The sequence below is a fragment of the Subtercola lobariae genome (assembly GCF_014640255.1).
GTDB classification, from domain to species: Bacteria; Actinomycetota; Actinomycetes; order Actinomycetales; family Microbacteriaceae; genus Subtercola; species Subtercola lobariae.
In genome coordinates, this window is record NZ_BMGP01000002.1 from 46,922 (window position 1) to 73,129 (window position 26,208).

At 65.7% G+C, this 26,208-nt stretch carries 26 protein-coding genes; 11 read left to right on the plus strand and 15 right to left on the minus strand.

Features of this window, described 5'->3' with window-relative positions:
* Window positions 1-91: 91 nt before the first annotated feature.
* Entirely contained in the window at window positions 92-1,558 is a 1,467-nt protein-coding gene (gene zwf / locus IEX24_RS04450; RefSeq protein ID WP_188674487.1) for a glucose-6-phosphate dehydrogenase, read from the plus strand.
* Window positions 1,559-1,729: 171 nt separating this feature from the next.
* Here zwf and IEX24_RS04455 read toward each other — a convergent pair whose 3' ends face one another.
* The gene (locus tag IEX24_RS04455; protein WP_188674490.1) at window positions 1,730-1,912 is read right to left on the minus strand and encodes a hypothetical protein; all 183 of its coding nucleotides are present in this window, start codon (window positions 1,910-1,912) and stop codon (window positions 1,730-1,732) included.
* A 158-nt stretch (window positions 1,913-2,070) separates the two neighbouring features.
* Here IEX24_RS04455 and IEX24_RS04460 point away from each other — a divergent pair, with 158 nt between their 5' ends.
* From IEX24_RS04460 to IEX24_RS04470, 3 genes are all read left to right on the plus strand, one after another.
* Complete coding sequence (locus IEX24_RS04460; RefSeq protein ID WP_188674493.1) at window positions 2,071-3,084, plus strand: LLM class flavin-dependent oxidoreductase; 1,014 nt, start codon at window positions 2,071-2,073, stop codon at window positions 3,082-3,084.
* A 76-nt stretch (window positions 3,085-3,160) separates the two neighbouring features.
* Window positions 3,161-4,153, plus strand: coding sequence for an Fpg/Nei family DNA glycosylase (locus IEX24_RS04465; RefSeq protein WP_188674495.1), 993 nt, complete (start codon window positions 3,161-3,163; stop codon window positions 4,151-4,153).
* 6 nt (window positions 4,154-4,159) lie between these two features.
* On the plus strand, window positions 4,160-5,113 hold the full coding sequence (locus tag IEX24_RS04470) for an NUDIX hydrolase (protein ID WP_188674499.1): 954 nt from the start codon (window positions 4,160-4,162) through the stop codon (window positions 5,111-5,113).
* 47 nt (window positions 5,114-5,160) lie between these two features.
* On the opposite strand, the gene IEX24_RS04475 is transcribed toward IEX24_RS04470, so the two are convergent.
* Complete coding sequence (locus IEX24_RS04475) at window positions 5,161-5,598, minus strand: hypothetical protein (RefSeq protein WP_188674502.1); 438 nt, start codon at window positions 5,596-5,598, stop codon at window positions 5,161-5,163.
* 759 nt (window positions 5,599-6,357) lie between these two features.
* On the opposite strand from IEX24_RS04475, the gene IEX24_RS04480 reads away from it, so the two are divergent.
* Window positions 6,358-7,407, plus strand: a complete 1,050-nt coding sequence (locus IEX24_RS04480) for an LLM class F420-dependent oxidoreductase (RefSeq protein WP_229715094.1) — start codon at window positions 6,358-6,360, stop codon at window positions 7,405-7,407.
* A gap of 30 nt (window positions 7,408-7,437) precedes the next feature.
* Here IEX24_RS04480 and IEX24_RS04485 read toward each other — a convergent pair whose 3' ends face one another.
* The gene (locus IEX24_RS04485) at window positions 7,438-8,286 is read right to left on the minus strand and encodes a helix-turn-helix domain-containing protein (RefSeq protein WP_188674505.1); all 849 of its coding nucleotides are present in this window, start codon (window positions 8,284-8,286) and stop codon (window positions 7,438-7,440) included.
* 223 nt (window positions 8,287-8,509) lie between these two features.
* Here IEX24_RS04485 and IEX24_RS04490 point away from each other — a divergent pair, with 223 nt between their 5' ends.
* Window positions 8,510-9,286 (plus strand): SDR family NAD(P)-dependent oxidoreductase, encoded by a 777-nt coding sequence (locus tag IEX24_RS04490; RefSeq protein ID WP_188674508.1) that lies wholly within the window; start codon window positions 8,510-8,512, stop codon window positions 9,284-9,286.
* Here IEX24_RS04490 and IEX24_RS04495 read toward each other — a convergent pair.
* A complete protein-coding gene (locus IEX24_RS04495) occupies window positions 9,277-10,197 on the minus strand; it encodes a DNA adenine methylase (RefSeq protein ID WP_188674510.1) in 921 nt (306 codons plus the stop codon). The two genes, IEX24_RS04490 and IEX24_RS04495, sit on opposite strands and share 10 nt — an antisense overlap.
* Before the next feature lie 567 nt (window positions 10,198-10,764).
* On the opposite strand from IEX24_RS04495, the gene IEX24_RS04500 reads away from it, so the two are divergent.
* Window positions 10,765-11,379, plus strand: coding sequence for a 4'-phosphopantetheinyl transferase family protein (locus tag IEX24_RS04500; RefSeq protein WP_188674513.1), 615 nt, complete (start codon window positions 10,765-10,767; stop codon window positions 11,377-11,379).
* 7 nt (window positions 11,380-11,386) lie between these two features.
* Here IEX24_RS04500 and IEX24_RS04505 read toward each other — a convergent pair whose 3' ends face one another.
* Window positions 11,387-12,379, minus strand: a complete 993-nt coding sequence (locus tag IEX24_RS04505; protein WP_188674516.1) for an amidohydrolase family protein — start codon at window positions 12,377-12,379, stop codon at window positions 11,387-11,389.
* A 74-nt stretch (window positions 12,380-12,453) separates the two neighbouring features.
* The gene (locus IEX24_RS04510; protein WP_188674519.1) at window positions 12,454-13,470 is read right to left on the minus strand and encodes a GGDEF domain-containing protein; all 1,017 of its coding nucleotides are present in this window, start codon (window positions 13,468-13,470) and stop codon (window positions 12,454-12,456) included.
* A 146-nt stretch (window positions 13,471-13,616) separates the two neighbouring features.
* Here IEX24_RS04510 and IEX24_RS04515 point away from each other — a divergent pair, with 146 nt between their 5' ends.
* Window positions 13,617-14,648 carry an alpha/beta hydrolase gene (locus IEX24_RS04515; protein WP_229715095.1) on the plus strand — a complete coding sequence of 344 codons (1,032 nt, stop codon included), beginning with the start codon at window positions 13,617-13,619 and terminating at the stop codon, window positions 14,646-14,648.
* A 63-nt stretch (window positions 14,649-14,711) separates the two neighbouring features.
* Here IEX24_RS04515 and IEX24_RS04520 read toward each other — a convergent pair whose 3' ends face one another.
* The 6 genes from IEX24_RS04520 to IEX24_RS04545 all read right to left on the minus strand — a co-directional run bounded on the left by IEX24_RS04520 (window position 14,712) and on the right by IEX24_RS04545 (window position 21,059).
* The gene (locus IEX24_RS04520) at window positions 14,712-16,772 is read right to left on the minus strand and encodes a cation:proton antiporter (protein WP_229715096.1); all 2,061 of its coding nucleotides are present in this window, start codon (window positions 16,770-16,772) and stop codon (window positions 14,712-14,714) included.
* A 41-nt stretch (window positions 16,773-16,813) separates the two neighbouring features.
* Complete coding sequence (locus tag IEX24_RS04525; RefSeq protein WP_203585897.1) at window positions 16,814-17,233, minus strand: PPOX class F420-dependent oxidoreductase; 420 nt, start codon at window positions 17,231-17,233, stop codon at window positions 16,814-16,816.
* Between the two features lie 64 nt (window positions 17,234-17,297).
* On the minus strand, window positions 17,298-17,795 hold the full coding sequence (locus IEX24_RS04530) for a DUF4190 domain-containing protein (RefSeq protein ID WP_188674522.1): 498 nt from the start codon (window positions 17,793-17,795) through the stop codon (window positions 17,298-17,300).
* Between the two features lie 265 nt (window positions 17,796-18,060).
* On the minus strand, window positions 18,061-18,933 hold the full coding sequence (locus IEX24_RS04535; RefSeq protein WP_188674525.1) for a cyclase family protein: 873 nt from the start codon (window positions 18,931-18,933) through the stop codon (window positions 18,061-18,063).
* Window positions 18,930-19,844 (minus strand): amidohydrolase family protein, encoded by a 915-nt coding sequence (locus IEX24_RS04540; protein WP_188674528.1) that lies wholly within the window; start codon window positions 19,842-19,844, stop codon window positions 18,930-18,932. Before IEX24_RS04540 ends, IEX24_RS04535 begins: the two co-directional genes overlap by 4 nt.
* 12 nt (window positions 19,845-19,856) lie before the next feature.
* Window positions 19,857-21,059: an acyl-CoA dehydrogenase family protein gene (locus tag IEX24_RS04545; protein ID WP_188674531.1), complete on the minus strand. Its 1,203-nt coding sequence runs from the start codon at window positions 21,057-21,059 to the stop codon at window positions 19,857-19,859.
* Window positions 21,060-21,295: 236 nt separating this feature from the next.
* On the opposite strand from IEX24_RS04545, the gene IEX24_RS19455 reads away from it, so the two are divergent.
* Both IEX24_RS19455 and IEX24_RS19460 read left to right on the plus strand, forming a co-directional pair.
* Window positions 21,296-21,511, plus strand: coding sequence for a hypothetical protein (locus IEX24_RS19455; protein ID WP_203585896.1), 216 nt, complete (start codon window positions 21,296-21,298; stop codon window positions 21,509-21,511).
* Window positions 21,484-21,687, plus strand: a complete 204-nt coding sequence (locus IEX24_RS19460) for a hypothetical protein (protein ID WP_203585895.1) — start codon at window positions 21,484-21,486, stop codon at window positions 21,685-21,687. The genes IEX24_RS19455 and IEX24_RS19460 overlap by 28 nt, the downstream gene beginning before the upstream one ends.
* Before the next feature lie 381 nt (window positions 21,688-22,068).
* Here the strand turns inward: IEX24_RS19460 and IEX24_RS04555 are convergent, their stop codons facing one another.
* From IEX24_RS04555 to IEX24_RS04565, 3 genes are all read right to left on the minus strand, one after another.
* The gene (locus IEX24_RS04555) at window positions 22,069-23,220 is read right to left on the minus strand and encodes an NADH:flavin oxidoreductase (RefSeq protein ID WP_188674534.1); all 1,152 of its coding nucleotides are present in this window, start codon (window positions 23,218-23,220) and stop codon (window positions 22,069-22,071) included.
* Window positions 23,221-23,326: 106 nt separating this feature from the next.
* On the minus strand, window positions 23,327-24,379 hold the full coding sequence (locus IEX24_RS04560) for a PLP-dependent cysteine synthase family protein (protein ID WP_188674538.1): 1,053 nt from the start codon (window positions 24,377-24,379) through the stop codon (window positions 23,327-23,329).
* Window positions 24,376-24,954 carry a MarR family winged helix-turn-helix transcriptional regulator gene (locus IEX24_RS04565; protein ID WP_188674541.1) on the minus strand — a complete coding sequence of 193 codons (579 nt, stop codon included), beginning with the start codon at window positions 24,952-24,954 and terminating at the stop codon, window positions 24,376-24,378. Before IEX24_RS04565 ends, IEX24_RS04560 begins: the two co-directional genes overlap by 4 nt.
* An 82-nt stretch (window positions 24,955-25,036) precedes the next feature.
* Here IEX24_RS04565 and IEX24_RS04570 point away from each other — a divergent pair, with 82 nt between their 5' ends.
* Window positions 25,037-26,116, plus strand: a complete 1,080-nt coding sequence (locus IEX24_RS04570; protein WP_188674544.1) for a hypothetical protein — start codon at window positions 25,037-25,039, stop codon at window positions 26,114-26,116.
* Window positions 26,117-26,208 lie beyond the last annotated feature (92 nt).

The window sequence follows — 26,208 nt, forward strand, 5'->3', positions numbered from 1 at the left end:
CGCAGCAATACGGGCATGTTTCGTTCACGTGAAGGTTTGTTTGCGTTTGCCCTGCCGGCACCCCGGCGCTGCCACTATTTCGAAGGTGAGCATGATTCCTGACGAACCCGACCACTTCGATCTCTCGACGACCATCGCCCCGCACGTTGTTGTGCTGTTCGGTGCTACGGGTGATCTCGCCAGGCGCAAACTGATTCCCGGTATGGCGCATCTCGTGCTCTCGTCGCTGGCCCCGAGCATCCGCATCGTCGGAACTTCACTTGAGCCGTACGACGACGAGTCGTTTCGCGACTTCGCCATTACCGCCTGCCACGAGTTCGGCACCCGCCCGCTGTCAGACGAGCAGCTCGAGAGTTTCGCGTCACGTCTGACCTATGTGGGCCAGAATGCGGGCCCGGATGCTCTGGCCACCGCCGTGCGCGATGCCGAAGAATTGCTGGGCGAAGGCGCCCGCCGCCTGCACTACCTCAGTGTTCCGCCCAAAGCCGCCCTCGCTGTGGTCAAGATGCTCGCCGATGCCGATCTGGTGGATCATTCGCGGGTCATCATGGAGAAGCCGTTCGGCGTCGATCTCGAGAGCGCTGTTGCTCTCAACGCCAAGCTGCACGAGACGTTTCACGAGTCGCAGATCTTTCGCATCGACCACTTTCTGGGCAAGGAGCCGGCCCAGAACATCCTGGCGTTCAGATTCGCAAACGGCCTGTTCGAGCCCATCTGGAACCGCAACTTCATCGCGCATGTGCAGATCGACGTGCCCGAGACACTGGGGCTCGACCGCCGGGCGGAGTTCTACGAGTCGACCGGCGCATTCAAAGACATGGTCGTGACGCACCTTTTTCAGATTCTCGCGTTCATGGCCATGGAGCCGCCGACCGCGCTCGAGCCGAAAGCCATCAGCGAAGAGAAGAACAAGGTCTTTCGGTCGATGCGGCCCATCGACCCGGCGAACGTGGTGCGCGGGCAATACGGCGGGTATCGCGACGAACCGGGTGTCTCACGCGAGTCGGAGACCGAGACATTCGTGGCGCTGAAGGTCGAAATCGACAACTGGCGCTGGGCGGGCGTTCCGTTCTATCTGCGCACCGGAAAGAAGCTCGCCGAGGGGCAGCGCATCATCTCCATCGCGTTTCACGAGCCGCCGAAAAGCATGTTTCCGGCCGGGTCTGGCGTGGGCAAGAGCGGGCCAGACCACCTCACCTTCGACCTTGCCGACGCGTCGAAGGTCTCGCTCTCGTTCTACGGCAAGCGGCCCGGGCCGGGCATGAAGCTCGACAAACTCTCCATGCAGTTCGCGCTGCACGACCATGAGCGGGCCGGCGACGTGCTCGAGGCCTACGAGCGCCTGATTCTCGACGCGATGCGCGGCGACCACACGCTCTTCACCACTGCAGAGGGCATCGAACGCCTCTGGGAGATCTCGACCGAGCTGCTCGACGACCCGCCGCCCGTGCGCGTTTATGCACCTGGAACCTGGGGCCCGAACGCGATTCACCAGCTCATTGCGCCGAACGCCTGGCGGCTGCCGTTCGAGCGCGCCTGGCGGCCCTCCAAAGACTGAGCCGCGGGCATTTGTTCTCATCCGGTTCGAGTGAGCCCGCTACGTCTGAGCCTGTTACGTCGTTTTGAGCCCGGTGTACGAGACTCAAAACGACCTAACGGACTCACCGGAGAGAGTGATCCGCGCAGGTCGCAGAAGGGGCGATGTGCGCTAGGCGCTAGGCGCTAGGCGCTAGGCGGGCTCGTCGTCGGCGAGCGCGTCGACCGTTTCGATGAGCTTGTCGATGGCGCTCACCAGGTTGTGAATCGACTGGCGTTCGGGGGTGTCTGCCTCGAACTTCTGCACGTCATAAGCGGCAAGGCTGGCAGATTCGCGTGCTTCTTTGAGGTAGGCCTGAGCCTTCAAGTTCGACATGTCGCCACTCTATCGGCGCAGCGGCAGGCGTCACTAGCCCGTTGTCGTGCGTCGGGCGCCAGGTCGGCGGGCCGGCGGGTCGACGGGCGGTATGGGCGGCGCGGGCTCGCGCGCCGGTGCGCGGGAACGAATTCGGGGCGCCGCTTGTTGAAGTGAGCATGTCGATTCCGCTCTCCATTCTTGACCTCGCCCCCATCGCGCCCGGCGAGACCGCTCGTAAAACGTTCGCGGCGAGCGTGGCGCTCGCTCAGACCGCCGAGAAGCACGGGTACCGCCGGGTCTGGTACGCCGAGCACCACAACATGCCCACCATCGCCTCGTCGGCCACGAGCATCCTCATCGGCCATGTCGCCGCGCAGACCTCGACCATTCGCCTGGGCGCGGGCGGAATCATGCTGCCGAACCATGCTCCGCTGACCATCGCCGAGCAGTTCGGCACCCTCGAGACGCTGACGCCTGGCCGCATCGACCTCGGACTCGGGCGGGCGCCCGGCAGCGATCAAGTCACCATGCACGCGATGCGGCGTGACGCGTCGTCGGCAGAGACCTTTCCGCAAGATGTACTCGAACTGCAGGGGTATCTGTGGGGCGAGTCGAGGGTGCCGGGGGTGCAGGCGGTGCCACGGGCATCCACTCGCGTACCTTTATACATTCTCGGGTCGTCACTGTTCGGGGCCCAGCTCGCCGCCATGCTCGGGCTGCCGTATGCCTTCGCGTCGCACTTCTCGCCCGATGCGCTGTTTGAGGCTGTGGCCACGTACCGCAGTGAATTTCGGCCGGCCGAGCTGACCGGCACAGGTGAACTCAGCGAGCCGCACGTCATCGTGGGGGCGAACGTCATCGCCTCTGAAGACGGTGAGGATGCCCGGCGGCAGTTCGACATCACCCGCCGTTCACGCGTGCGCAGCATGATCTCACGCGGGCCGGCGGCCCCGGAGTACAGCGACGAACAGATCGATGCGTTCTTGACCACCGCGAACGGGCGCCACATCGCGAACATGATGAAGTACTCGGTTGCGGGTACGCCCGACGAGGTGCGCGCCTTTCTCGAGAACTTCGCTGCACAAACCGGCGCCGACGAGATCATCGTGGGGCACCAGTCACCGCGCCTCGCCGACCGGCTGCGCTCGGTCGAGCTCACCGCCGACGCGATGCTGGGCGCGGCGGTCTAGCCGCCGCCCTGCACCAACCCACCCTCCCCGCTCAAAAAAGGGACCCACTGTCTGTGGGCGGCGGCATAATGAGAAGGTGCCAGAGCTACCTGAGGTCACCGCGCTCGTCGCCGACCTTGGGGCGCGGATGATCGGGCGAACGCTCGACCGGGTCGACGTGGTTTCGTTCGCTGCGTTGAAGACGTTCGACCCGCCTGTGAGTGCGTTTTCGGGGCGAGTGATCAGTGCCGTCAGCAGGCACGGCAAGTTTCTCGACTTCACGTTCGACGCGCCGAAAGACGCGGGCGACGCGGGTGAGACCGGCGACGAACTGCATCTCGTGATGCATCTTGCGCGGGCTGGGTGGATTCGGTGGCGCGAAGGGCCGCCGCCCGCGCCTTCTGGGCGGCCGGGTAAAGGTCCGTTGGCCGCACGGGTGGTGCTCACTGGTGACCCGAAGAGCGGCGACGGAGACGCCACGGCCGAAGCGATCGCAGCCGGAGCAGACAACTCGGGTAGCATGTCTTCCGTGGCGGTTGCCGGTGCCGGGCTCGACATCACCGAGGCCGGCACGAAGAAGAGCCTCGCGATTTACGTGGTTCGAGACGCGAACGAGGTGCCCGGGGTGGCGCGCTTGGGGCCTGATCCGCTCAGCGACGGGTTCACGCTCGAGGTGTTCTCGGGCATCCTGCACACCGCCGGGCGGTCGCAGATCAAGGGGGTGCTGCGCAATCAGTCGGTGATCGCGGGCATCGGCAACGCGTATTCTGACGAGATTCTGCACGCGGCGCATATGTCGCCGTTCAAACCGGCCTCGATGTCAGAAGACGAGACCGCGCTGCTCTTCGATGCGATGCAGGCGACCTTGCGCGAAGCGATTGAACGCTCTGACGGGCTGGCAGCCTCAGATCTGAAGCGCGAGAAGAAGCTCGGCTTACAGGTGCACGGTCGCACCGGCGAGGCGTGCCCCGTTTGCGGCGACACGGTGCGCCAGGTCACCTACGCCGACTCGTCGCTGCAGTACTGCCCCACGTGCCAGACGGGCGGCAAACCGCTGGCCGACCGCGTGCTCTCGCGACTGCTGAAGTAGCCCGCGGTGACGAATGCGGCACCGGATGCCGGCGCGACAGCAGAGACCTCCGCTGCGAGCGCGGGCTCGAGTGGGGCGATGGCGAGCTTGCCAGCGGCAGGCGACGCGACGGCGAACGCAAACCCTGCGAACGAGGCACCTCGGCGCTCGGCGACCGTTCTTGTCGTGCGCGACGCTCCGCTCGAAGTGCTCATGGTGACCCGGCACGCGGCCGCCACCTTCGCCTCGGCGCTCGTGTTTCCGGGTGGCGCCATCGATTTGGCTGACGGCGACGACTCGTGGTTCGACGTCACCGCCGGCGCAAGTGCCACCGACAGAAGCACTTCGGGCGCAAGCGCTAACGGCGCCGATCGGCTGACCGCCGACGAACGCGCCCTTCGAGTGGGCGCTATTCGAGAGACGTGGGAGGAGGCATCCATTCTGCTCGCCGCGCATTCGAGCACAGACACCGCCGCACGTCGAGGGCAGGCCGAGAGTCGCGACGTCGCCGAGCTTCGCGGGTTGCCGCTGCGAACGGTACTCGACCGCACGAACGCCCGGCTCGACCTCGACGAACTCGTCGAGTTCGCGCACTGGGTCACGCCCGCCGGCATCGCCCGGCGCTTCGACACCTGGTTCTTCATCGCCGCTGCTCCCCCGAACCAGCCCGGCGTCAGTGACGGCGTCGAAACGGTCGGCCTCGAGTGGATCACCCCCGCCCGAGCCCTCGCCGCCGAAGCCGCGGGCGAACGGTCGCTCGTCTTTCCCACCCTCATGAACCTGCGCCTGCTCGCCGAGAGCTCGACGGTGGCCGAAGCCCTCGAAGCAGCTCGCGCCCGCGCACCGTTCACCGTGCATCCACGTCGTGAAGTAGCAGCAGACGGCCAACGGATGCTCGTGGTCGACCCGCGCGCCGGCTACCCCGTTCGCGGACTGCCCGAGCGAACGTTGCACGGCCAGTACCCTGCAGCCCCGCAGTGATGCGTGCCTAGCTCCCGCGACGCGTGCTTAGCTCCCGCGACGCGTGCCTAGCTCCCGCAGAGACGCCGTGCCAGCCATGCCGACGCGTTAGCGGGGAGCAACTCACCCGCCAAAACGAGGGTGGCGAACTCGATCGCCTCGTCGGTGAGGCGGCCGTCTGCGCTGTGCGGAGCGTCGCGCCGAACGTGAACCGACAACGATCGGGTCGCGCGCGGCCCCAGGTGAGCGACGCTTGCCACGATGCCTCCGAAGTGCCGCGCCTGTCCGCGAGAACCGTCGTCGAGTTCGGGCCTGAAGCCGCGCCCGGGTAGCAGGTTTCTGCCGCCCGTTGCGGCACTCACGAACCAGAACGGCCCGGGAGCGATACCCGCAGACTCGTGCGCGAACGTGATGAGAAACGGGCGCGCCTGATCGGCGCCGACCGCCAACCTGCCCGCGAGCTCGCAGAGCGCTGCGCACGCGTCGATGCCGTCAGTCGCATTCACGCGCGCACCAGGGTCGATGTGTCGTGGTAACCGAGCGCCCGACCATCGGTGAGGTCGATCGCACGGCTGGTTTGCGACGCCATTGTGTCTCCTCTGCCTTGGGCCCGAGCCGGGTCGGGCAGGCCAGCTCAGTTTAGCCAGCAGCCCGGTGCGACGAAATACATCCGTCTGTCAGTACCGATGCCCGACATCCTTCACTCTTTCAGATCATTCCCACGGCGCAGCTCGCTGAAGCGATTCCGTCGCTCATCGGCTGGCTGACCATCAACACCATCGCCATGATCGAGTATTCGGCTATAAATGCACCATCGGCGCCGGCGGCATCGGATACGTCGCCAACTCGTACGGATACCAGCGATTTGTCAACCAGCTCAGGCGGGCGACCATCATCATCCCGGTGGCCTGGTCGCGGCCGTGCAGCTGATCTCGCGCTACGCGGCACGCACTGACCGGCTCGGCACTTCCACGGAATAGTCCACGCGCCATCGCGTGCACAGAGCACGTGGCCTCGTACGTGGACTATTCCATCGCGCGCGCCTCGCCTTCAAGGACCTCTCTGACGGCAACACCATCAGCGGCAGGGGGGCCCTGAGGTTCGGCCTTTTTCGTGGAGCGCCTACAGAAATCGGGGCGGGAGCGAAGGGAACGTGGTGGCCTTTCGTGAGTGAAGGGGCGGCGGTAGGCCGGTGCGGCTACGCTACCTCTGCGACGGCCACTGCACTCCTTCTGCTCCTACCGGCCAGCGCGATGAAAGGTGCGATGATGCGACTTGGCGTGACGATCGACTACTCCGACGATTTCAGTGTCGCGGCGGCTGAGACTGTCGAATTCGAGCGCGTGGGCGCCGAGGTGGTGGCCGTCTCCGAGGCGTACTCGTTCGACGCGGTGAGCCGGCTCGGCTACCTTGCCGCAGTGACGTCGACCATCACGCTCACGTCGACGATTCTGCCCATCTACTCGCGCACACCCACGCTCATCGCCATGACGGCGGCCGGGCTCGATTCGGTGTCGGGAGGCCGGTTCGAACTCGGGCTCGGCAGTTCGGGCGCGCAAGTCATCGAAGGATTTCACGGGGTGCCGTTCACGGCCCCGCTCGGGCACCTGCGCGAGACGGTGGAGATCTGCCGCTCGGTGTGGCGCCGCGAACGCGTGGAGCACGTGGGCAAGAACTACCGCATTCCGCTGCCCGCTGATGAAGGCACGGGGCTTGGAAAGCCGCTGAAGATCATCAACGAGCCGGTGCGACCGAGCATCCCCATTTCACTTGCTGCGCTGACGCCGCGTGCGGTGGCACAAGCGGCAGAGATCGCTGACGGCTGGCTGCCGATCTTCTACCACCCCGACCACGCCCGAGCTGCCTGGGGTGACGCCCTCGACGCCGGGCTCGCCAAACGCGACCCGGCCCTCGGCGCGCTCGACACCATCGTGTCGATTCCGTTGTACATCGGCGAGCACGGTGACCGGATGCTCGATGCCTACCGTCAGCGCATAGCGCTCTATGTGGGTGGCATGGGTGCACGCGGCGCTAACTTCTACAACGACCTCGCCGTGCGGTACGGCTATGCCGACGAGGCCGCTCGCGTGCAAGAGCTGTACCTCGCCGGCGAGAAGGCGGCTGCCGCCGAGGCGGTGCCCGACGACCTCGTGCGCGCGACCGCACTGATCGGCACCGAGTCTCAGGTGGCGGAGCGCCTTGCGGCGTTCGACTCCGCCGGCGTGACGACTATTCTCGCGCAGCCCCTCGCCCAGACGGCTGCGGCACGCATCGAGTCGATCGAGGCGCTGCGGGCGCTCGCTCCGCGCCCCTGAGCCGACAATCCGGCCGCGGCCAGGCCGCGACTAGAACACCTGCGACCGAACGCCGCCGGGCGCCGCGAACGACGCCAGAAAGGCGAGCTTCTCGGCGCAATCGGTGTCGGGCTGCGGGTGGTAGATGACGAGCATCACGCCGTCTGTGCCCGACACGGCGAGCTTCTCGCGGTCGAGCGCGAGCCTCCCGACCTGTGGGTGGTCGAGCGTCAACCGCGCCCCGGCGCGCGGCCCCACGTCGTGCCGGGCCCAGAGCGTTCTAAATTCGGGGCTCGACAGCGACAGTTCGCCGACGAGTTCGATTACCCGCGGGTCGTCGATGTCGGTGCCGATCGAGCGGCGAAAGCCGGCCAGCAGCCCCTCGGCCGCGGCCTCCCAGTTCGAGAACAGCGCCTGCTCTGCCGGGTCGAGAAACACGTCACGCAGGCGGTTCGCGCCCGGCACCAGCGTCGGTGACAGCGCCGCCGCCAGCGGGTTCGACGCCAGAACATCGAGGTATCGCCCCTCGATGAACGCCGGAAACGGCAGCGCCGCCACGAGCCGAGCGGTACTCGCCGGCACCGACTCTGCCTTGGGCTGCGAGCGCCGGGCTTTCAGGCGCGGTGGATGCTCGGCCGCGAGTTGCAGCAGATAACTCTCGTCTTCGAGCTGAAGCACCCGCGCTATCGACCGCAGCACCTGCCCCGACGGATTACGATCTCGCCCCTGCTCGAGCCGCAGGTAGTACTCGGCACTGATTCCCGACAGCATCGCCACCTCTTCGCGCCGGAGCCCCGGCACTCGCCTCGCCTTCAGCACCGGAAGACCCACGGTCTCGGGCGTGACAAGCTCACGCCGAGCGCGCAAGTACTCCCCCAGCGCGTTCGGTTCTTCGGCCATAGGGCAACCCTAGGCAGGCGGCCCCGTTTCTGACTACTCCCTGTCGGTACCAGTATCAGCGGGGAGCTGGTTCGCGCCGGGTCCGGGCCTGAGAATCAGTAGTGGCCGGGCATCCGCTGGCCGAAAGCAGCAGGAAGCCGCAGCAACCAGCAGCACCACCCAGACTCAGCACACAAGACTCAGCACACAGACTGAGCACAGCCTCGAACCAAGGAGAACCACCGTGGCACCACTCGCCCTCATTACCGGAGCATCATCGGGAATCGGCAAGGCCTTCGCCGAGCGCCTCGCCGCCGACGGCTACGACCTCATCGTGGTGGCGCGCCGCCGCGACAGGCTCGAGGCCCTTGCCGCTTCGTTGCCCGATGTCTCGGTCGAGGTCATTGTCGCCGACCTGGCGACAGACGCCGGCATCGACCTGGTCTCGGGCCTCGCCTCGAGCCGCCCGCTGAACGTGCTGGTCAACAACGCCGGGCTGGCGCACTACAAGCCCCTCGCGCAACTGCCCGTGAGCGAGGCACGCGAACTCACCCAGGTGAAAGTGGTCGCACCCACTTTGCTCACCCACGCCGCCGTACCCGGCATGCTCGAGCGCGGTGAGGGAACCATCATCAACGTGGCCGGCATGATCGCCTTCTCGGGCCCCGCGCCCGCGGCCGCGCCTCAGGGCCAGCGCGCCATGTACACCGGTACGCTCGCCTACACGGTCGCCATGGCGCAAACGCTCCACGCCGAACTCGAGGGCACCGGAGTGAACGTGCACGTCGTCTGCCCGGGCATCGTGGCCACCGAGTTTCACGAGGTGCAGGGCATGGATCTCTCGGCCCTCCCCCGCATGTCGCCCGAAGATGTTGTCACTGCGGCCTTCGCCGGCATCGCGCTCGGCGAGGTCGTGAGCGCTCCGGGCGTCGGCGACTACCGCCTTCTCGAGAGCGTCTTCGGTGCCGACCTCGCGGCCTTCCACGGGCAGAGCCCCGAGCTCGCAGCGCGTTACCGGTAGCGGTTGTCGCCGCCGCCGGTGCTGACGCCGCCGCCCGAGCGGAGTGCCCGCACGAGCAATCCGTTGGCCCACAGAGGCTCGCCGTCGCTGTGGGCCAGCGCCGAAAGCGCGCTGGCCGCCGGTACGCTCCCCGTCGCGCCGCCTGCTGCCGCGCCGCCTGCTGCCGCGCCGCCTGCTGCCGCGCCGCCTGCCGGTACGCTCCGTGCCGACGTGCCACCATACCCGTCGGTCGATGGATGCTCGCTATACAGCAGAAAAGCGCCCCGCGCCGTGACCGTGCCGATGTAGCTCTTCAGCTCGCGCTGCGTCGACACCTCAGAACCCGGAAGCAGCCCGCCTGAACCCGGCGGCTCGAGAAACACGTAGTCGTCTTCGCGAACGTCGGCGAGCTGGTCGAAGAGCGGGCGGGCATCCACTCGCACATCGCGGTCTGCGAGCAGCCCCCCGACGGCCCGCACGTTCGCTTCGTCGAAGGCGACGGTGTCACGGCCGTAGCGTGCGGTAGCGAAGTCGTCTGCGGTGTTAGCCAGTCCGCTGCCCTGAGCGGTGCCGCAGAGGTAGATGAAGCGGGCGGCGCGTTCGGCGTCGCTGATCTCGACGCTCCGGCGAACCTCGTCGAAGTGCGAGCGGGCGTGCCGCGCCGCATGCTCGAGCACCCGCGCCGCTATCTCGTCGACGGCTCCAGGCAGCGCGCGCCACACGGCAAGCAACTCGGAGGAGGCGCTGTGCAGCCGGTAGCCGGCGTCTGAGTGGTGGCGCATCATGACGAGTGCACGAGCCCCGCTGCCGAGAAACGCCTCGTCGTAGTCGCCGAAGAATTCGGGCACGGTTCGCAGCACGAGGTCGTCGGACCGTCGCCTGCTCGCGCCGAAGAGGTAGGGCGGCGCAGGAGAGGAAATATTCGCCGTCATGACGGGTTCAAGCCTACGGCTGCGTGGGGCTAGGTGCGCGCCTGCGACTGCGTGCAGCTGGCTCTGTGCCGCTGGCTGCGTGCAGCTGGCTCTGTGAGGCTGGCGGAGCGCCGCCGGCTGGCCGCTGTCGCCGAGACTGCGACTTCCTGCTCCGTCAGCCCGGAGAGGAAATCGCTCGGCTCGTCAAACGCTCAAGACTCGTCTGAACGCATTGATCGGCGCTTTTTCAAAGAATGCCACGAGTTATCAAAGAATCAGTGACGCTCTCCACCGGGCTGCGAATCGAACCGCTCATGATGAGTCTTGGTGTGGGTGAATCTAACGTGCACATTCCTTGGCAGCCACAGACTGCGGAATGTTCTCTACTACCCCCATGCGGCCTCCGCCTTCGCGGTCAAGCTCGCAGCCGCAACCATAGCACACTCACTACGGTACTGCCCGCGCGCGGTCGAGGTCACCGTCGCGGTCGCGGTCGCGGTCTCGCACGGTCGCGCGGTCGCGTCGCGCACGGTCGCGGTCGCGGTCGCGAACGCCGGCCCCGCCGCCTGACGCGGCTAGGCTTGAACCGTGACCTCGGGGTGCGACATCTGGGTAGCCGATCTTCGGCCCGAAACAGCAGTCGATCTGGCGTTTCTGAACGAGGTCGAGTCGCGCAGACGGGCCGAGTACGTCTTCGCCGCCGATCGAGCCCGCTTCACCCTCGGCGTCGTGCTCTCTCGCCGGGCGGTGGCAGCAGTTCTCGGCATCGACCCGCGCGCGGTCGACATCGATCGGAGCTGCCCGCGCTGCGGCGCTCCACACGGAAAAACACTGCTCCCCGCTACCGGCCTTCACCTTTCGGTATCGCATTCGGCCGATCTCGTTGCGGTGTCTGTGACGGCCGCAGGGCCCGTGGGAATCGACGTCGAGCGAATCGACGACCCTGCACCCGCCGGGCTGCACGAATTGCTACTCGGACCGGGCGAGACCGCCGCCACCCCCGCTGCGTTCTACGCGCTCTGGTGCCGTAAAGAGTCGGTGGTGAAGGCCACGGGCGAAGGGATGCGCGTTCCACTCACGTCGGTGAACGTCGCTGACCTGGGCGCCCAGGTCAGCGACCTCAGCCTTCGAGAGGGGTACGCCGCCGCGCTCACGGTACTCGGCGGCGAGGTGGTGATGCCGAGCATCCACTTCGCGGCGTAGCCAAGCCTTACAGCCCGAACAGCTTCTCTGCGTTGACGTGCGCGATCTTTTCTTTGTCTTCGTTCGAGAGGTTCGCGTTCTCTAAGAAGTCGGCCGCGCCGGCCTGGGAGACGAACGGGTAGTCGACGGCGTACATGATGCGGTCGACGCCCAGCAGTTCGATGCAGAATTGCAGTTGGGCCTGGCTGAACATTCCGCTGGGGGTGACGTGCATGTTCTCACGCAGGTACTCGCTCATGGTGCGATCAAGGCCTGTGGTCTTTTTCGGCATGGCTTCGTCGAGGCGCTCGAGAAAGAACGGAATCATCTCGCCCCAGTGGCCGAGCACGAACTGCAGGTTCGGGTATTTGTCGAACGTGCCCGAGAGCACGAGATGCAAGAAGTGCACGGCAGTTTCTTGGTGCCAGCCCCAGGCGACGGTCTCGAACCGGGTGGTCACGAGATTCTCGAGGCCTGCGTAGTTCGAATTGCTGGTGGCGAGCGGCGGGGCCGCCGGGTGAAGGTAAATGGGCACATCGAGCCGGGCGGCACGCTCGAGAACGGGGTCGAACTTCGGCTCGTCGAGAAAGAGGTCTTCGGTTCGTCCGTTGATCATCGTGCCCACGAAGCCGAGTTCGGTGATCGAACGCTCGAGTTCGTCGGCGGCGGCCTCGGGCGCAATGGTGGGCAGCGCGGCGAAACCGGCGTATCTACCCGGGTGGCGTTCGACGGTCGCGGCCAGCCAGTCGTTCGAGGCCTTCACCAGGTCGACCGCCACGTCGGCCGGCAAGAGCTGGGCGGTGAGCACCGAGAGCACCTGGGTGGTGATGCCATTGGCATCCATGTCTGCCAGGCGAACATCGTCGACGTCGAGCAGCTGCTCTGCGCTCGGCGAGTACGGCGCACCGCGCTCGTGGTCGAAGGCGTCGTTGAACCACGGCGTGAGTTTGGCTGAGTTGGCCGCGCTGGCCTTGGCGATGTCGAGGTTCAGAAAGTGCTCTTCGAGCGTGATGATCTTCATGTGTTCAAGTGTCTACGCCCCGCGATGCCCGGGCCTAGAGCCGCAGCGCCATACTGTGCGCAGCTTTTTGGCCGTTATGCACTACGAATGGTGTTGCGGCCGCCCTGTTTCGCCGCATACAACGCGGTGTCGGCGCGAGCCGAGAGCGCCGAGATGGCGGCGCTATCGGCGCCCGAACCGATCGCTGCGCCGATGCTCACCGTGGTCTGCGGATGCGTCGCCTGATGCTCGAGCTGTTCGCGAAGCCGCTCAGCGAGCGCCATCATGTCACTCTGACCGAGCACAAGGCAGAACACCGCGAACTCCTCGCCGCCAGTACGCACGGCAACATCGGCCTCGCGCATGGTGCGCACGATGGTCGCCGATGTTGCGCGCAACACGTCGTCGCCCACGGCGTGCCCGAATTGATCGTTGATGGCCTTGAAATGGTCGAGGTCGAGCAGAATGCAGGCGAGTTGCTGACCGGTGCGCCTCGAAACGCTATCGAGCAGCGGAACCTGCACCTCCATGCCGCGCCGGTTCAGCAGCCCGGTCAGCGAATCGGTCAGCGCGAGGTTGAGGGCCGTGTCTCGAGCCTGCTCGAGAAACTGGCGCTGCCGAATCAGCAGAAACGAGCTCGTGACGGCCAGGCCGAGAAAGACCAGACACGCGGCGAGCGGGTTGGCGCCACGCGAAATGATGACGCTGAGGGCGAGCAGGTAACCAAATGCGCTCAGAATGATGCCCATGCGGTAGGTGTCGAGCACCGTGACGGCCATCGTGAGCGAGAGCACAGAGAACGACGCGATGACGGGCAGACCCTGGTTGGTGATGGCGTATGCGACGAAGCTCACGCAGACCATGGCGGCCACAATCAGAATGCGCCCGGGCATGTGCGTCGCAATGGTGCGCCCCCGCACGGCGAGAGCAACGACGGCGGCGCTCAAAGCCAGAAAACCGAGCACCAGACGCACCCACAACGGGTGAATGTCGACGAAGATCGCCAAGACCCCGTAGAGCACCGCAGTCTCTACCGCGAGAATCTGCACCACTCTCGAACGAAAAACCAGCTGCGAGACGTCGGCGGTGTGCTCAACCGTCGATGCATTCATGGCTGTTCCTTAAGGGCGAAAAGTGATGTCAGCAAATACGGCTGACTCGAACTTACCCCTATTCGGGCGGTGTTCGAGCGAGGTTCGCAGTAAACCACAAGGCGAATCACTGCTCACGAACATGCGCTCTGCTTACGGTGGAGGTCATGAGTGATACGGCTGGCCCCGCGGCCTCTCCTCCCGGCTGGCATTTGGCACTGCGATCGTTGTTCAAAGGCACCCCGGTGTGGGCGTTTCGGGCCGGAATGTTTCTCATCCAGAGCTCTGAGACGAAACGCATGAACGTCGACCCCATTGCGGGGGTTCGCGAAACGAACGACATCGCGTATGTGGGCGACGGGCATCCACTGCACCGGCTCGATGTGTTGGCACCAGAGACTCTCGCGGCTGATGAGGTGGCGACGGATGCCCGTGCCGAGCTACCGGTGTACATCTACTTTCACGGTGGCGGGTGGACCTCGGGCGACAAGCAGACCGTCACGAAATACTGCGCACACCAAGCCGCTGCGGGAATGGTGGTGGTGAATGTGAATTACCGCAAGGCCGGGCGCTTTCAGATGAACCATCTCGTCGAAGACGCTGAGTCGGCGGTGGCGTGGGTGCATGAGAACATCCACAGCTACGGTGGAGATCGCACCCGCGTGGTGCTCGGTGGAGACTCGGCCGGCGGTCATATCGCAGCGCTGTTGACGGCGGCATCGAGCAACCCCGAGCTGCGCGACCACTTCAGCATGCCCGCCACTCCCCGGTTCGGCGGAGTTCAGGGCCTCGTTCTGCACTGCAGTGCGGTCGATCTGTCGATGCTCTTCGATAAGGCGCCGATTCTGAGCACGGGGTTCATTCGGCTGCTGCACCCCAAAGGGTCAGGCCTTTCGGCGGCGAACCGTTCGTTGCGGGTGGCTGCGAAATACCTGTCGCCCATCGAGTGGGTGAAGTCCGATCATCCGGCAGTGTTCGTTTCGACCTCAGAACGCGACTACTTCTACGACTCGAACGTGAAGTTCATCGACCGGTTACGTGCGGCCCTCGTGCCAGTCGAGACACTCATTTACGGCAGCGAGAACCGTAATACGCGGCACACCTGGCAGCAGAACTTTCGGTTCGCCGAATCACAAGCGGTGTACCGACGGCTGACGGAGTTCATCGAGCGTGTGACGGCGCCGGTGAGCGCGGTCTAGCCGGGAGGGCTGGGGTGTGGGCGGCCGGGGCTGCGCGGGGCCGGGCTGCGGGCGGGGCTGGGCTTAGATCTCGGGTGGCGCGCCCTTCAACTCGATGCTGATTTGGTCGGCGTCGAGGTTTGCGAGGGTGCGATTGAGTACCTCGGCCGAGAAGATTCCGTCGTCGCTCGCGTCGAGAAGCGCGCTGCGCTGCGCTTCGATGATGTCGAGTGCCCGCTGCTTCCAGAGCCGCCGGTCGGCGGAGAAGGTCGGGTCGACCGAGCTGGCGGTGGCCACCTCCTCCACGGCGTCGGGTTCGACGTCGTCAGATTCGGTGGCTTCGGGTTCGGCGGCGTCGGGTTCAATGTCGTCAGATTCGGTGACGTCAGATTCGGTGGCGTCGGGTTCGGTGGCGTCGGCTTCGGCGGCGTCGGGTTCGGCGGCGTCGAGCTCGAAGTCGCCGCGTTCGGCATCTGGCGCGGCTTCGGCTGCGGTGCTCGCTGCCATCACGTCAGAAGCCACTTTGCGCAGCAGCTCGATGATCTGCCTGCGTTCTTCGTCTGTCGCCTCTGTGTCGGGCGACGCGGGCTTCAGCCACTTCACCACGGCCGACAACGTTCCACCTTGCACGATCAGGGAGAAGGCCGCCAAGGCGAAGGCGATCAGCACGAGCAGCGACCTGTTCGGCGTGTTCTCCGGCAGCGTCTGAGCGGCGGCCAACGTGACGGCACCGCGCATGCCGGCCCAGACCAGCACGCCGCCCTCGCGCCAGCCCAAGGGTGCGTCGAGGTAGTAGTCGATGTCGGCCAGCGTGCGAATGGTGCGCGTTCTCATCCACGCGATGCGTTTCTCCGACGGCGGCTTGCGCGGTCGCCGCCGCCGCGAGCGGCCCCGGTTGAGCCGATCGTCGGGCCGCGCATACCCGACCGGAATGGCCGTGCCGGGTGTCACGGCCGCGGGCACGCCAACACCACCAGCCGAACCGGGCGAGGTGGCCGAGTCGGCGGCCACTCGCAGCTGCTCGAGGGCTAAACGCCGCTGCTCCGGGTCGGGGAGCCCGTCTCCTGACGGTCCGATGGCGTTCAGGGCGGCATCCCGAGCGTCGAAGCGCTGCTTCATCACGTCGAGCTGCGATTTGAAGCCCTCGCCGCGCCGCGAACGGCGTCGCAAAGAGGCAAGCAGTGGAAAGATGTAGCCCGCCCGCACCGCAACCGTCAGCGCGAGAGCAAGCGCTGCGACGCCGAACGCGGCTGCAACGCCGGCGTGCTCGACGCGCACCTGAGTGATGAGCCCCGAGAGCTCGAGCCCCATCACGAGAAAAATGACGCCCTCGAGCACCAGCTCGACCGTGCGCCAGTTCTGGGTGTCAGAGAGCCGATGCTGCGGAGGCAGCCGCCGCGCCGCCCCGTGCCCGGTGACCAGCCCTGCCACCACCGCCGCGACCAGCCCCGACGCCCCCAGCAGCTCGGCCGGAATCGACGCCAGAAACGGCACGGTGAACGACACCACGGTGTTCACCGTCGAGTCGCTGATCTTCGCGCGCACCCACAGGTTGAGCTGGCCGACCACTACGCCCAGAATCGACGCGATGACCACCGAATACGCGAAGGTACCCAGCACACCCCAAAGCGAAACGGATGCCGCAGCCCCCGCGATAGCCGACCGAAGCAGCACAAGCGCGGTGGCGTCGTTGAGCAGACTCTCGCCCTCGAGCACCGACACCACTCGGCCCGAGACCCCCACGCGTTTGACGATCGACGTGGCCACGGCGTCGGTCGGGCTGACGATCGCCCCCAGCGCGATTCCCCACCAGATGCCGAGGCCCGGAATCACGAGCGCGAAGAACAGGCCGAGAATCACCGATGAGAGCACCACGAGCACCACCGAGAGGCCGCCGATCGCCGTGAGCTCGCGCCTGAAGTTCATGCTCGGCATCGACACCGACGCCGAATACAACAGCGGCGGCAGAACGCCGGCCAGAATCCATTCGGGGTCGACGTGGATGGTCGGGATGAACGGCAGAAAGCTCACCACGATGCCGGCCACCACCAGAATGAGCGGCGATGCCACGCGCAACCGCGGAGAAAGCAGCGACGACGCCGCAACCGCCAGCAGCGCCACCACTCCAGCGATCAGCAGAGTCATGGCACATCCCCTCTGTCAGCAGCGAACCGTCACTCCCAAATCTAGTGGGGTGCCGCGATGCGCAGAATGACGCGGCGAGCCGGCTTGCCACGCAGCGCGATGCGTTCGATGAGCATGAAAACGCGATACTCGAAACCGTACTTCCGTGCGAACACCGCCTCGTGCCGAGTCACCGCCTCGGGCTCACTGAGAATCTCGGCGACGCCCTGCACCGTCGGCGCTCCAGGTTTCACCGCGCCACGACGGTCACACGGGCGCAGTTCGACGCGGGCATCGTTGCGCAGACGCTTGACCTTGCCACTTTCTGCAGGGGTCGTTATCACCACGAAAGTGCCGAAACGGGCTATCCACACCGGAGTCGACACACCCACACCCGAACGCCGAAACGTGGTCAACGACACGAAGTGCGCATTGCTCAGCGAAACGGGGGTCAGGGCGCCTGGTGCCTGCGAGGGTGTCATGCCAGAAACACTAGCCCGGGCATCCGTCACCCGCATAATGGCGAGACGGATGCCCGGCACACCCTTACGGGCAGGTGACCGTTGTACCGTTGGTCAGCTGCACCAGCGCGCCCGAGGCTTCGCCCGAACAGACGCTGTTCACCGCGGCCACGGCTACCGTGATGGCAACGATCGTAATCACGATTCCCAGCACGAACAGCACGGCGCCGATGATGATGGCGGCGACGGCCGGGCGGTTCTTGACCCCCGCCCGACGAGACTGAACGAGGGCGATGATGCCGAGAATGACGCCGATGATGTTGAACAAGATCGCCACCACAACGGCGACGATGCCGAGCGTGCGACCGGGTACGACGCCGGGCTGGCCGGTCGGCGACGCCGCATACTCAGACGGCGCCGGCGGGGCGGCCGGAGCTGAGTACGCGGGCGGCGCAGCGGGCGGCGCGGAGGGCGCAGCCGGAGCCTCGGGGGCCGAATAGGCGGGAGCTGCCGGGGGCGGCGGCGCAACAGGCTGCTGCGCATCGGGCTCCTGCGGATCGGCCGGGCCGTTCACATCTGTCATTGTTTTCTCCCTCGAAAAGCAATTCGCAAAGCACTTCATCACATTCTCGTGATGAGCGAAGCCTAGCGAATGCGCACCAAGAAGCTAGGCCCCTTCTGAGATCTCTTCGAGAGTGCGCCCCTTCGTTCGCACACCGAACAGCATGAGAATGCCCGCGATGGCGAGCAAGAAGGCGATCAGTAGTGCTTCACGTCGTTAGTGGTCTGATCAGAGTGAATTTCGTGCGTTCAGTGCTGCTGCAGGATGCCCGGGGTGCTCGCCCTCCTTAGAACACCGCGAGCGGGTTCACGGGTATGCCCGTGGCGCCGCGCACCGGAATCGCGCCCACCGTGAAGAGAAAGCTGTACCGCGACAGGTTCGCGGCAGTTTCGGCGAGCGCAGTCACGTTCGCGTTGTCGATCAGCGGCAACCCGAGTCGGGGCAACGCGAAGGCGTGCAGAGCCATCACGGCGCCACCCATCGGAGGCTTGTCGCCAATGTCGCTCGCGAGCACGCTGATCTCTCGCTCGCCCATCCACAACACCGCATCGAGACTCAGAAACGGCAGGGTCATCGAGAAGTCTGTGGCCAGGTTCCAGCCGCCTCGAATGACGAGGGCGTCACCCGACTCGACTCGTACACCGGCACGCTGCTCGGCGTTCTCGAGGTCTTCGCGGGTCACTTCGTGACCGTCGTCGATGCGGCCGCCCGGCGCCAGGTCGAGCAGCACGCCTCGGGTCACGATTCCGTCGATGAACGCCGTGGTCGACCCTTGACGCAGCGTTCCGCCCATCGCCACCTCGGCGAACGCGACACCGGGGTAGATCATGCCGTTCGGCGCAATGTGGCCGAGCGCATCGATGTGCGTCATCGTGGCGTGGTGCGTGTTGATGGTCAGAATGTCGACGCTCGCCGGTGAACCGGTGTAGGCCAAGACCTGCGAAATCGCCGCCGGGGTGGGGGTCATGGTGGGCGGCCCTGGACGCCCCCCGCCCAGCACGACCGGCGTGATGGGAAACGCGAGCGATACCGTTTCACCGGTGCGGGCTTCGGTGACGCCGCGCAGGCGGGCCTCTGGCGTGATGAAGTTGAGGGTGCCGCGCTCGTCGTCGAGACCCCAGCGGCCCCAGTTGGTGGGCAGATCATCCAGTGTGCTCATGAGTTGTTTCCTAGCCTGGTGAAGAGTGATTGAGCGTTCTGACGATCGACGGCGGCGCGTAGGTCATCGCTGACCCCATAGTCATCCCACCGGTCGGTGAACTTCGCGGTGATACCCGGCCTGATTTCGTAGGGCCAGTCGGTTCCGAACGTCACGTGGGCCGGGTCGGCGAACGCGAAGAGCGAGGGCAGCGCGAACGGGCCGCTGGTGAGCGCGGTGTCGAAGTAGAACTTCTGCAGCAGGTCGACGGTGGGTTCTTCGTCTGCGGTCGGTGAAAGGCCGGCCGAGATGCGATTGGCCGCGTACGGCAGAAAGCCGCCGCCGTGCCCCAGAATGAACTTCACGTTCGCAAACCGGGTGTGGTAGCCGTTTTTCGTGATGTTGGTCGCCGCGCGCGTGGTCTCGGCCAAGAAGTCGACGATACCCGGCGAAATACCGGGCACCATCGGTGCAGGCAGGGCGGTCGGATGCACGAAGACGACCGCATTGCGTTCGTTCAGCACCTCGAACAACGCATCGAACTCGGGGGCGCCGAGGTAGATGCCGTCGTGGTTCGAGCTCAGCACAATGCCGTCGGCGTGCAATTCGTCGAGGGCGTAGGTCGCCTCGGCGATGGCCGCATCGACGTCGGGCAGCAACAGCGTTGCGAAGAAGCCGAAGTGCGCCGGGTCGTCACGCAGCAGCTCTGCGCAGAACTCGTTCACCTCACGGGCGATGGTGGTGTCGAGCGTGACGCCCGGGGCCGACACCGAGAGAATTCCGGTGTCGACGCCGATGCGGCCGAATGCTTCGAGAGCCGCGTCTTTGCTCCAGGGCACAATCGGGCCCCGGTAGGCCGGGTTCGACTGCAGCCACTCGGAGTAGACCGGCGGAACAACGTGGGTGTGGGTGTCTATACGGTGAGTAGTCATAGCGCCAGTCTCCTAGACGAAGAACATTGCCGGGTCGGGCATGTTCGCGCGGCCGAGCAGAATCTGCCCCGCTCGGGTCTGCATGGCGTCTTCGTCGATGGTCACGTGCGTCAGCGCGGTGGCGATGTCGTGCATGAATCGCTGAGTGATGTCTTCTGACTTGAACACCGCCGTACCAGACCCGCGAACGACCAGCACCACGGCATCCCACGCGGCTTTCGAGAGGCTCAGGCAGTCGAGCTTGAGGTTCGCCCGAAGCTCTGCCGTCTTGTCTTCAGTGCTCTCGCGGTTCGCCTGCACCGACAGTTCGACCGCGTTTGCCAGCACGGTCTGAGCCACACGCAACAGCGAAATGGCGCGGGCGTACCGCAGCTGGGCGGCAACAGTCTCAGCCTGAACCTCGGGCGGCGTGAGCAGTGAACGGCGGGTGTCGAGTCGCAGACGGTACTCCTCGAGAACGGTCTCGGCCGCGCCGACGATGATGGTCGGAAAGATGAACAGCAAGAAGTCCCCGAGCATGTAGGTGTACATCTCTTCGGGGTGCACCCGCTCTTCGGGGCTTCGACGGTGGTTGAACGCGTCGAACTTGTCGACCATGTATTCGGGCACAAAAACGTCGTCGAGCTTGAGGTTGTTGCTGCCCGTGCCCTGCATGCCTGACATGAACCAGGTGTCGATGATCTCGATCTCGGCGACCGGCACCATGAAAACGGAAGCCTCGTGCTCGCCGTCGATGATAGCCGGCACCTGGGCGTAGTCGGCGTTCATCACGCCGCTCGCGTAGCTCCACGCGCCGGTGACTCTGAAACCACCGTCAACGGGTACGGCGCGGCCAGGCGGCCGGCCGACGGCGGCGATCTTCGGAATCTTTCCGTCAGCGAACATCACCTCGCGCGCCTTCTCTGGGTACTGCGCGGCGATCCACGCGTGGGCGGTGAAGAAGCCGAGCGTCCAGGCAGCAGACATATCGGCTCGGGCGAGCGTACGGAGTAATTCCACGTATTCGGGCACGCCGCCGCCCGCCCCGCCCAGTGAAACCGGTGTGATGAGCCGGAAGAGGCCGGCAGCCTCAGCTTCATCGATCGTGACCTGGGGCAGATGCCGCAACCGGGCGGTTTCGAACAGCCGCTCTCGAAGCCCTGGAACAAGCTCGCGCGCCCGTTCCAGAATCTCGTCGGTACTCGGCACGGTAGACACACTCGCGATGGAATTCATCGTTGCTCCTAAACACTGTCAACCTTGACAGACTATTTTGACAGGGCCGACGCTAGCAGACCTGGGGTCGCCGCACAACGAACGGTGGTGAATCTGTGAGCATCGACACGAGTGATATCTCAAATTATCAATAATCGTTTGATATTCGACAATATTTGCGATTATCGTGTGCCTGGGTCGCCGACGCTCCCCCTCGAGCGCTCGTGCAGATCACATCCAACCGGCAAGGGAGCCGAATGAACGACATTTCTGAAGTCACCCAGCTCGTACTTCGCGAGCGGCAGGCCCGAGATCGAGGCTGGTGGGGCCAGCTCGCCGAGTGTTACGCCGACGATTCTCATGTGAAAGTCAGCTGGTTCGACGGCAACGGCGCCGACTTTGTGACCGAGTCGACTGCATCTATCAGTTCGACACCCTCGTTCCCGTGGTTGCAGGCGATACCTTCGATCTGAACCGCGACGAACTCGCGAAATATCGCCCGGCGTACCGCTTTCTCGCGTACGCCCAAGCCTCGGCGGGGCAAACGCCTCGCGACGACCTCTATGGCGACGATCAACCCGAGCAGCTAGCTCGGCTGTACGAAGAACTATTCGGCTGGCTCGGGCTGCCCGTGCCGAAGGGAAACTGACAGTCGATTTATGACCCTTGCACGCACACCATTCTGGCCGACGGAGTCACCACCTCGTCGATCGTAGCGATGTCTCTGCCCCGTGAACTCGTCACCCAACAGGGAGCCGGCGTTCCACTGAGTCCGGCGGTTGTGCGCGCGGCCACATGGCCGAACCTTCGCTGTCGTTTCTTTCAGACATCGTGAACACCCTGCAGATCGGCGAGCTCGACGACGAACCCGCGACCACAGTCATCCGCCAGTTGCTGGCCGGAATGGTCATCGAGCGCGATGGCTTTCAGATGGACTCGGAAGGCCTGGCACCGGGTTCGGCGATGCGCAGAGCCTGCGTCGCGCGCTTCGCAGTACCCGCGGCGTCACTCCGCGTGAGCTGCGTGACGCTCAGGCGAGTGCCGACTCGTGGCCTTTCTCATAGGCGCGAATCTCGCCGAGGCGGTTCGTGCGCACCTTTTCGGTGAACTCGGGGTCAGACAGCACAGCCCGGCCGAGCGCCACGAGATCGAATTCGCCACGCTCGAACAGCTCGAGCAGCGGGGCGATGCTCAACGTCTGCTGGGCTTCGTCACCGGTCTCCATAAATGCCCCCGGCACGCCCACCGATCCGAGCGCAATCGTCGGCAGCCCCGTGAGCTGCTTGGTCCAGCCGGCCAAGGTGCGGTCGGAACCCTCGAACTCGGGCAGCCAGTAGCGCCGGGTTGAGGCGTGCAGCATCGTCACTCCCGCATCGACCAGCGGCGCCAGAATCTGCTCGAGCTGCTGCGGCGTTTCGGCGATGCGGGCATCGTATTGCCCGCCCTTCCACTGCGAGAACCGAAAGTCGATGGGAAACGCGTCGCCGACCTCGCCGCGAATGGCCTCAATGACGTCGGCCGCGAGTCGCGAGCGGCCCGAGATCTCCGCCCCGAACCGGTCAGAGCGGCGGTTGGTTTTCGCCCAGAGAAACTGGTCGAGCAGGTACCCGTGAGCCCCGTGCAACTCGACGCCATCGAAGCCGAGCCGCTGAGCATCCCGAGCCGCGCGAGCGAACGAGGCGATGATGTCGTCGATGTCTTTCGTGGTAGCGGCCTGGCCACGTTCTTTGCCGGTCGCGCCGAGGCCCGAGGGGCTGATGATGGGCGCATTGGGATTCAGCTCGGCTGTTTCTGAGCGGGTGACGCCGAGGTGCCAGAGTTGCGGAAAGATCTTTCCGCCGGCAGCGTGAACCCTATCGACCACGTTCTGCCAGCCGGCGAGCGCGTTTTCGCCGTAGAACGTGGGTATGCGGTCGCTCGACCCGGCCGACGGATGATCGATGTAGGTGCCCTCGGTCACGATCAGCCCGAGGTACGGAGCCCGGCGAGCGTAGTACTCGGCCACGTCATCACCCGGCACGCCGTTCGGCGAGAAGGCCCTGGTCATGGGCGCCATCACGAACCGGTTCGACAGCGCGAGATCGCCAAAACGCAACGGGGCGAACAACGGCGACGCGTCAGTGTCGTCGAGGAGCGTCTGGGTCAGCGGTTCAGCCTCGAGGGCCGGGTTCGTTGTGGTCATCTTGGTTCGAACCACCGAGCGCTCGGGAAGATTCCCCGGCCGCGTCGGCCTAGGACGTCGGCTCGCGAAGTCTGCCCGCGAAGCGTGGCCGCGTCGGCCTGCGAGGTCAGCCCTCGAGCCGCGCGCTCAGCTCGTCGAGGTAGGGCGCCGGCGTGAACCCTTGGGCGGCCACCCACGCATCGTCGTAGTACGTGTCGGAATACCGGTCGCCGCTGTCGCAGAGCAGCGTGACGATGCTGCCCGTCTGGCCATCGGCCACCATCTGGGCAGCCAGGTCGAGAGCGACCACGAGGTTCGTGCCGGTCGACGGGCCGGGAGCACGCCCCAGAGTTTCGGCGACCACGTGCATCCCGGCGACCGACGCCGAGTCTGGCACCGTCTGAACCAGGTCGATCACGTCGGGCAGAAACGAGAGTTCGACGCGCGGCCGGCCGATGCCCTCGATGCGCGAGCCGCGTGCGGTCACGTCGCGGCGCCCTGTTCGCCAGGCCTCCTCGAACGCCGAGCCTTCGGGGTCGCCCACCGCGATACGGGTGCTCGTGCCGGCGTACCTGGCGTAGCGGGCGATGGTGGCAGAGGTTCCGCCTGTGCCGGCGCCGGCGACGATCCAGGTGGGCTCGGGGTGCCGCTCCCCCACCATCTGCTCGAAGATCGATCGGGCGATGTTGTTGTTGCCGCGCCAATCGGTGGCCACCGCGGCGTTGGTGAACTGGTCGAGGTAGTAGCCGCCGGTTTCTTCGGCGATGCGTTCGGCTTCGGCGTACACCTCTCCCGCCGTCGGTACGAGCACGCATTGTGCGCCGTACCCCTCGATCAACTCGATCTTGCGGTGACTTGTCGACTGCGCCATCACGGCGACGAACGGCAGCCCGAGCAGGCGCGCGAAGTAGGCCTCCGACACTGCTGTCGAGCCGCTGGATGCTTCGACCACCGTTGTACCGGGCAGAATACGGCCGCCCACCAGGCCGTAGATGAAGAGCGATTTCGCCAGACGGTGCTTGAGCGAGCCGGTGGGATGCGACGACTCGTCTTTGAAGTAGAGGTCGACGCCCCAGGCGCGCGGCAACGGAAATCGCAGCAGGTGCGTGTCGGCGCTTCGGGTGCTGTCGGCGGCGAGCTCTTTGATCGCGTCGGTGATCCAGCTGCGGTTCGAGGTCACGAGGGTTGCCCTTCGGTCGGCGCGGATTCGAGGGTGGGCGACTCGGCACGGGTCGTCGATGCGGAGGCGTCGGGGCCCGGCATCGAGGCGTCGGGGGCCGGCATCGAGGCGTCGGGCATCGGCGTCGATTCGTCGTTGAAGCGGTGCAGGGTGCCGGCGAGCATCCGTACCTCGTCGTCTGACCAGCCGGTGAGTCGTGCCGTCAGACTCGCGAGCACACCGGCCGCCGCCTCCGCCTGAACGCGATGACCGCTGTCGGTGAGCGTGATGGGCTGACCGCGCCCGTGCGACCTGTGCCCACGAGACGTTTGTTCGGGCCCCATTTCAATGAGACCGGCCGAGACCAGGCTCTGCAGCTGCCGCGACACCGTCGAGCGGTTGAGCTGAAAATGTGCGGCGATGTCGATGGCGCGGCACTCGGGATTGCTCTCGATGTAGGTCAAGAGCGACTGATCGACGAGCGAGAGCGCCGGATGCGACTGCCGCGCCCTGGCGGTTCCGCGCCGCGTGAGAGTCGTCAGTTCGTCACGCACGCGCGCCAGCCACTGCTCTCGCGGCGGTTCGGAGCGTGTCATGGCATCAATCTATCGAGCGAGGCGGAACTTCGTTTGCGTTGCATAGTGCAACAGTGTATCGTCTTCTTGTCACTGTTGCGCTATGCAACTCCAAATCAGCTCACTCAAGGTCGCCGTGTCTCATCGAATCTCACCAACTCCGTCTGCCCATTTCTGGAAGACCCTCGCCACTCACCTGCTCATTCCGCTCTTTCTCGCGGGCGGCATGGCCCTGGCCTACCTCGGCGCTTTTCATCAGCCTCAGCCGCACGACCTGAAGGTCGCCATCGTGGGCAACTCTGCACAGTCGATGGTGTTCGCTCAGACCGTCGGCGACAAGGCCGTGGGCGCACTCGACGTTCAGACCGTGCCCGACGAGCAGACCGCAATTGCGCTGGTCACCGACCGCTCCATCGCCGCGGCATACGAAACGGATGCCACGCACGCGACTCTGATCGTGGCGAGCGCCGCCTCAGACACCACCGCGGCGGCCGCACAGAAGATCTTCTTGCCGATCGCCTACCAGCAGAACCTGCCGTTGCAGCTCGACGACGTGGTCTCGGTGTCAGATGGAGACAGTACGGGGCAGGGGCTGTTCTTCTTGCTCGTGGCGCTCAGCGTAGGCGGGTACGCGAGCGCCGTCACCATTGCGGCCCTCACCGGCGGTATTTCTGTGCGGTGGAGGCTCGCGATCAGTGCGGCAGTCGCGGCCGTGATAGCAGCGATCGGCATCATCGTTGCCGGCCCGATCTATCATGTGCTGGGCAGCAATGCGCTCGGGGTGGGGCTCTTCGCGTGGCTGTATGATTTCGGCATCATCGCAATCGGCGTCGGCCTTCACCCGATTCTGCGCAAATGGACGACCCCGGTGCTCACGATGCTCTTCGTGATGCTGAACTTCACCAGCTCGGGCGGCATCTTCGCAGCACCGTTTCAGCCCGCCTTCTTTGCAGGGCTCAACACCTTCTGGAACGGCGCTGCCTGGCTCAACGCCGCTCAGACGCTGACCTACTTTCCCGGTCAGGGGTTCGGCTTCGCAGCTCTGCGTCTGGCGCTCTGGGCTGGCGTCGGCGTGGCGCTCATTCTGCTCACGCACCTCTGGAGCATTCGGCGCACCGCCGTGGCCGACGAGACCGCCCTCGTCACCCAAGAAGAGCAGGAGCAGAGCGCCATCGCGGCTTGACCGCGCGGCCCGCGCGGCCGGCTCGCGGCAGGTACGGGTCGGGCAGCGGCTCGGCGCTGTGCCCGCCGGGCGGCTCGGCGCTAGGCTGACGC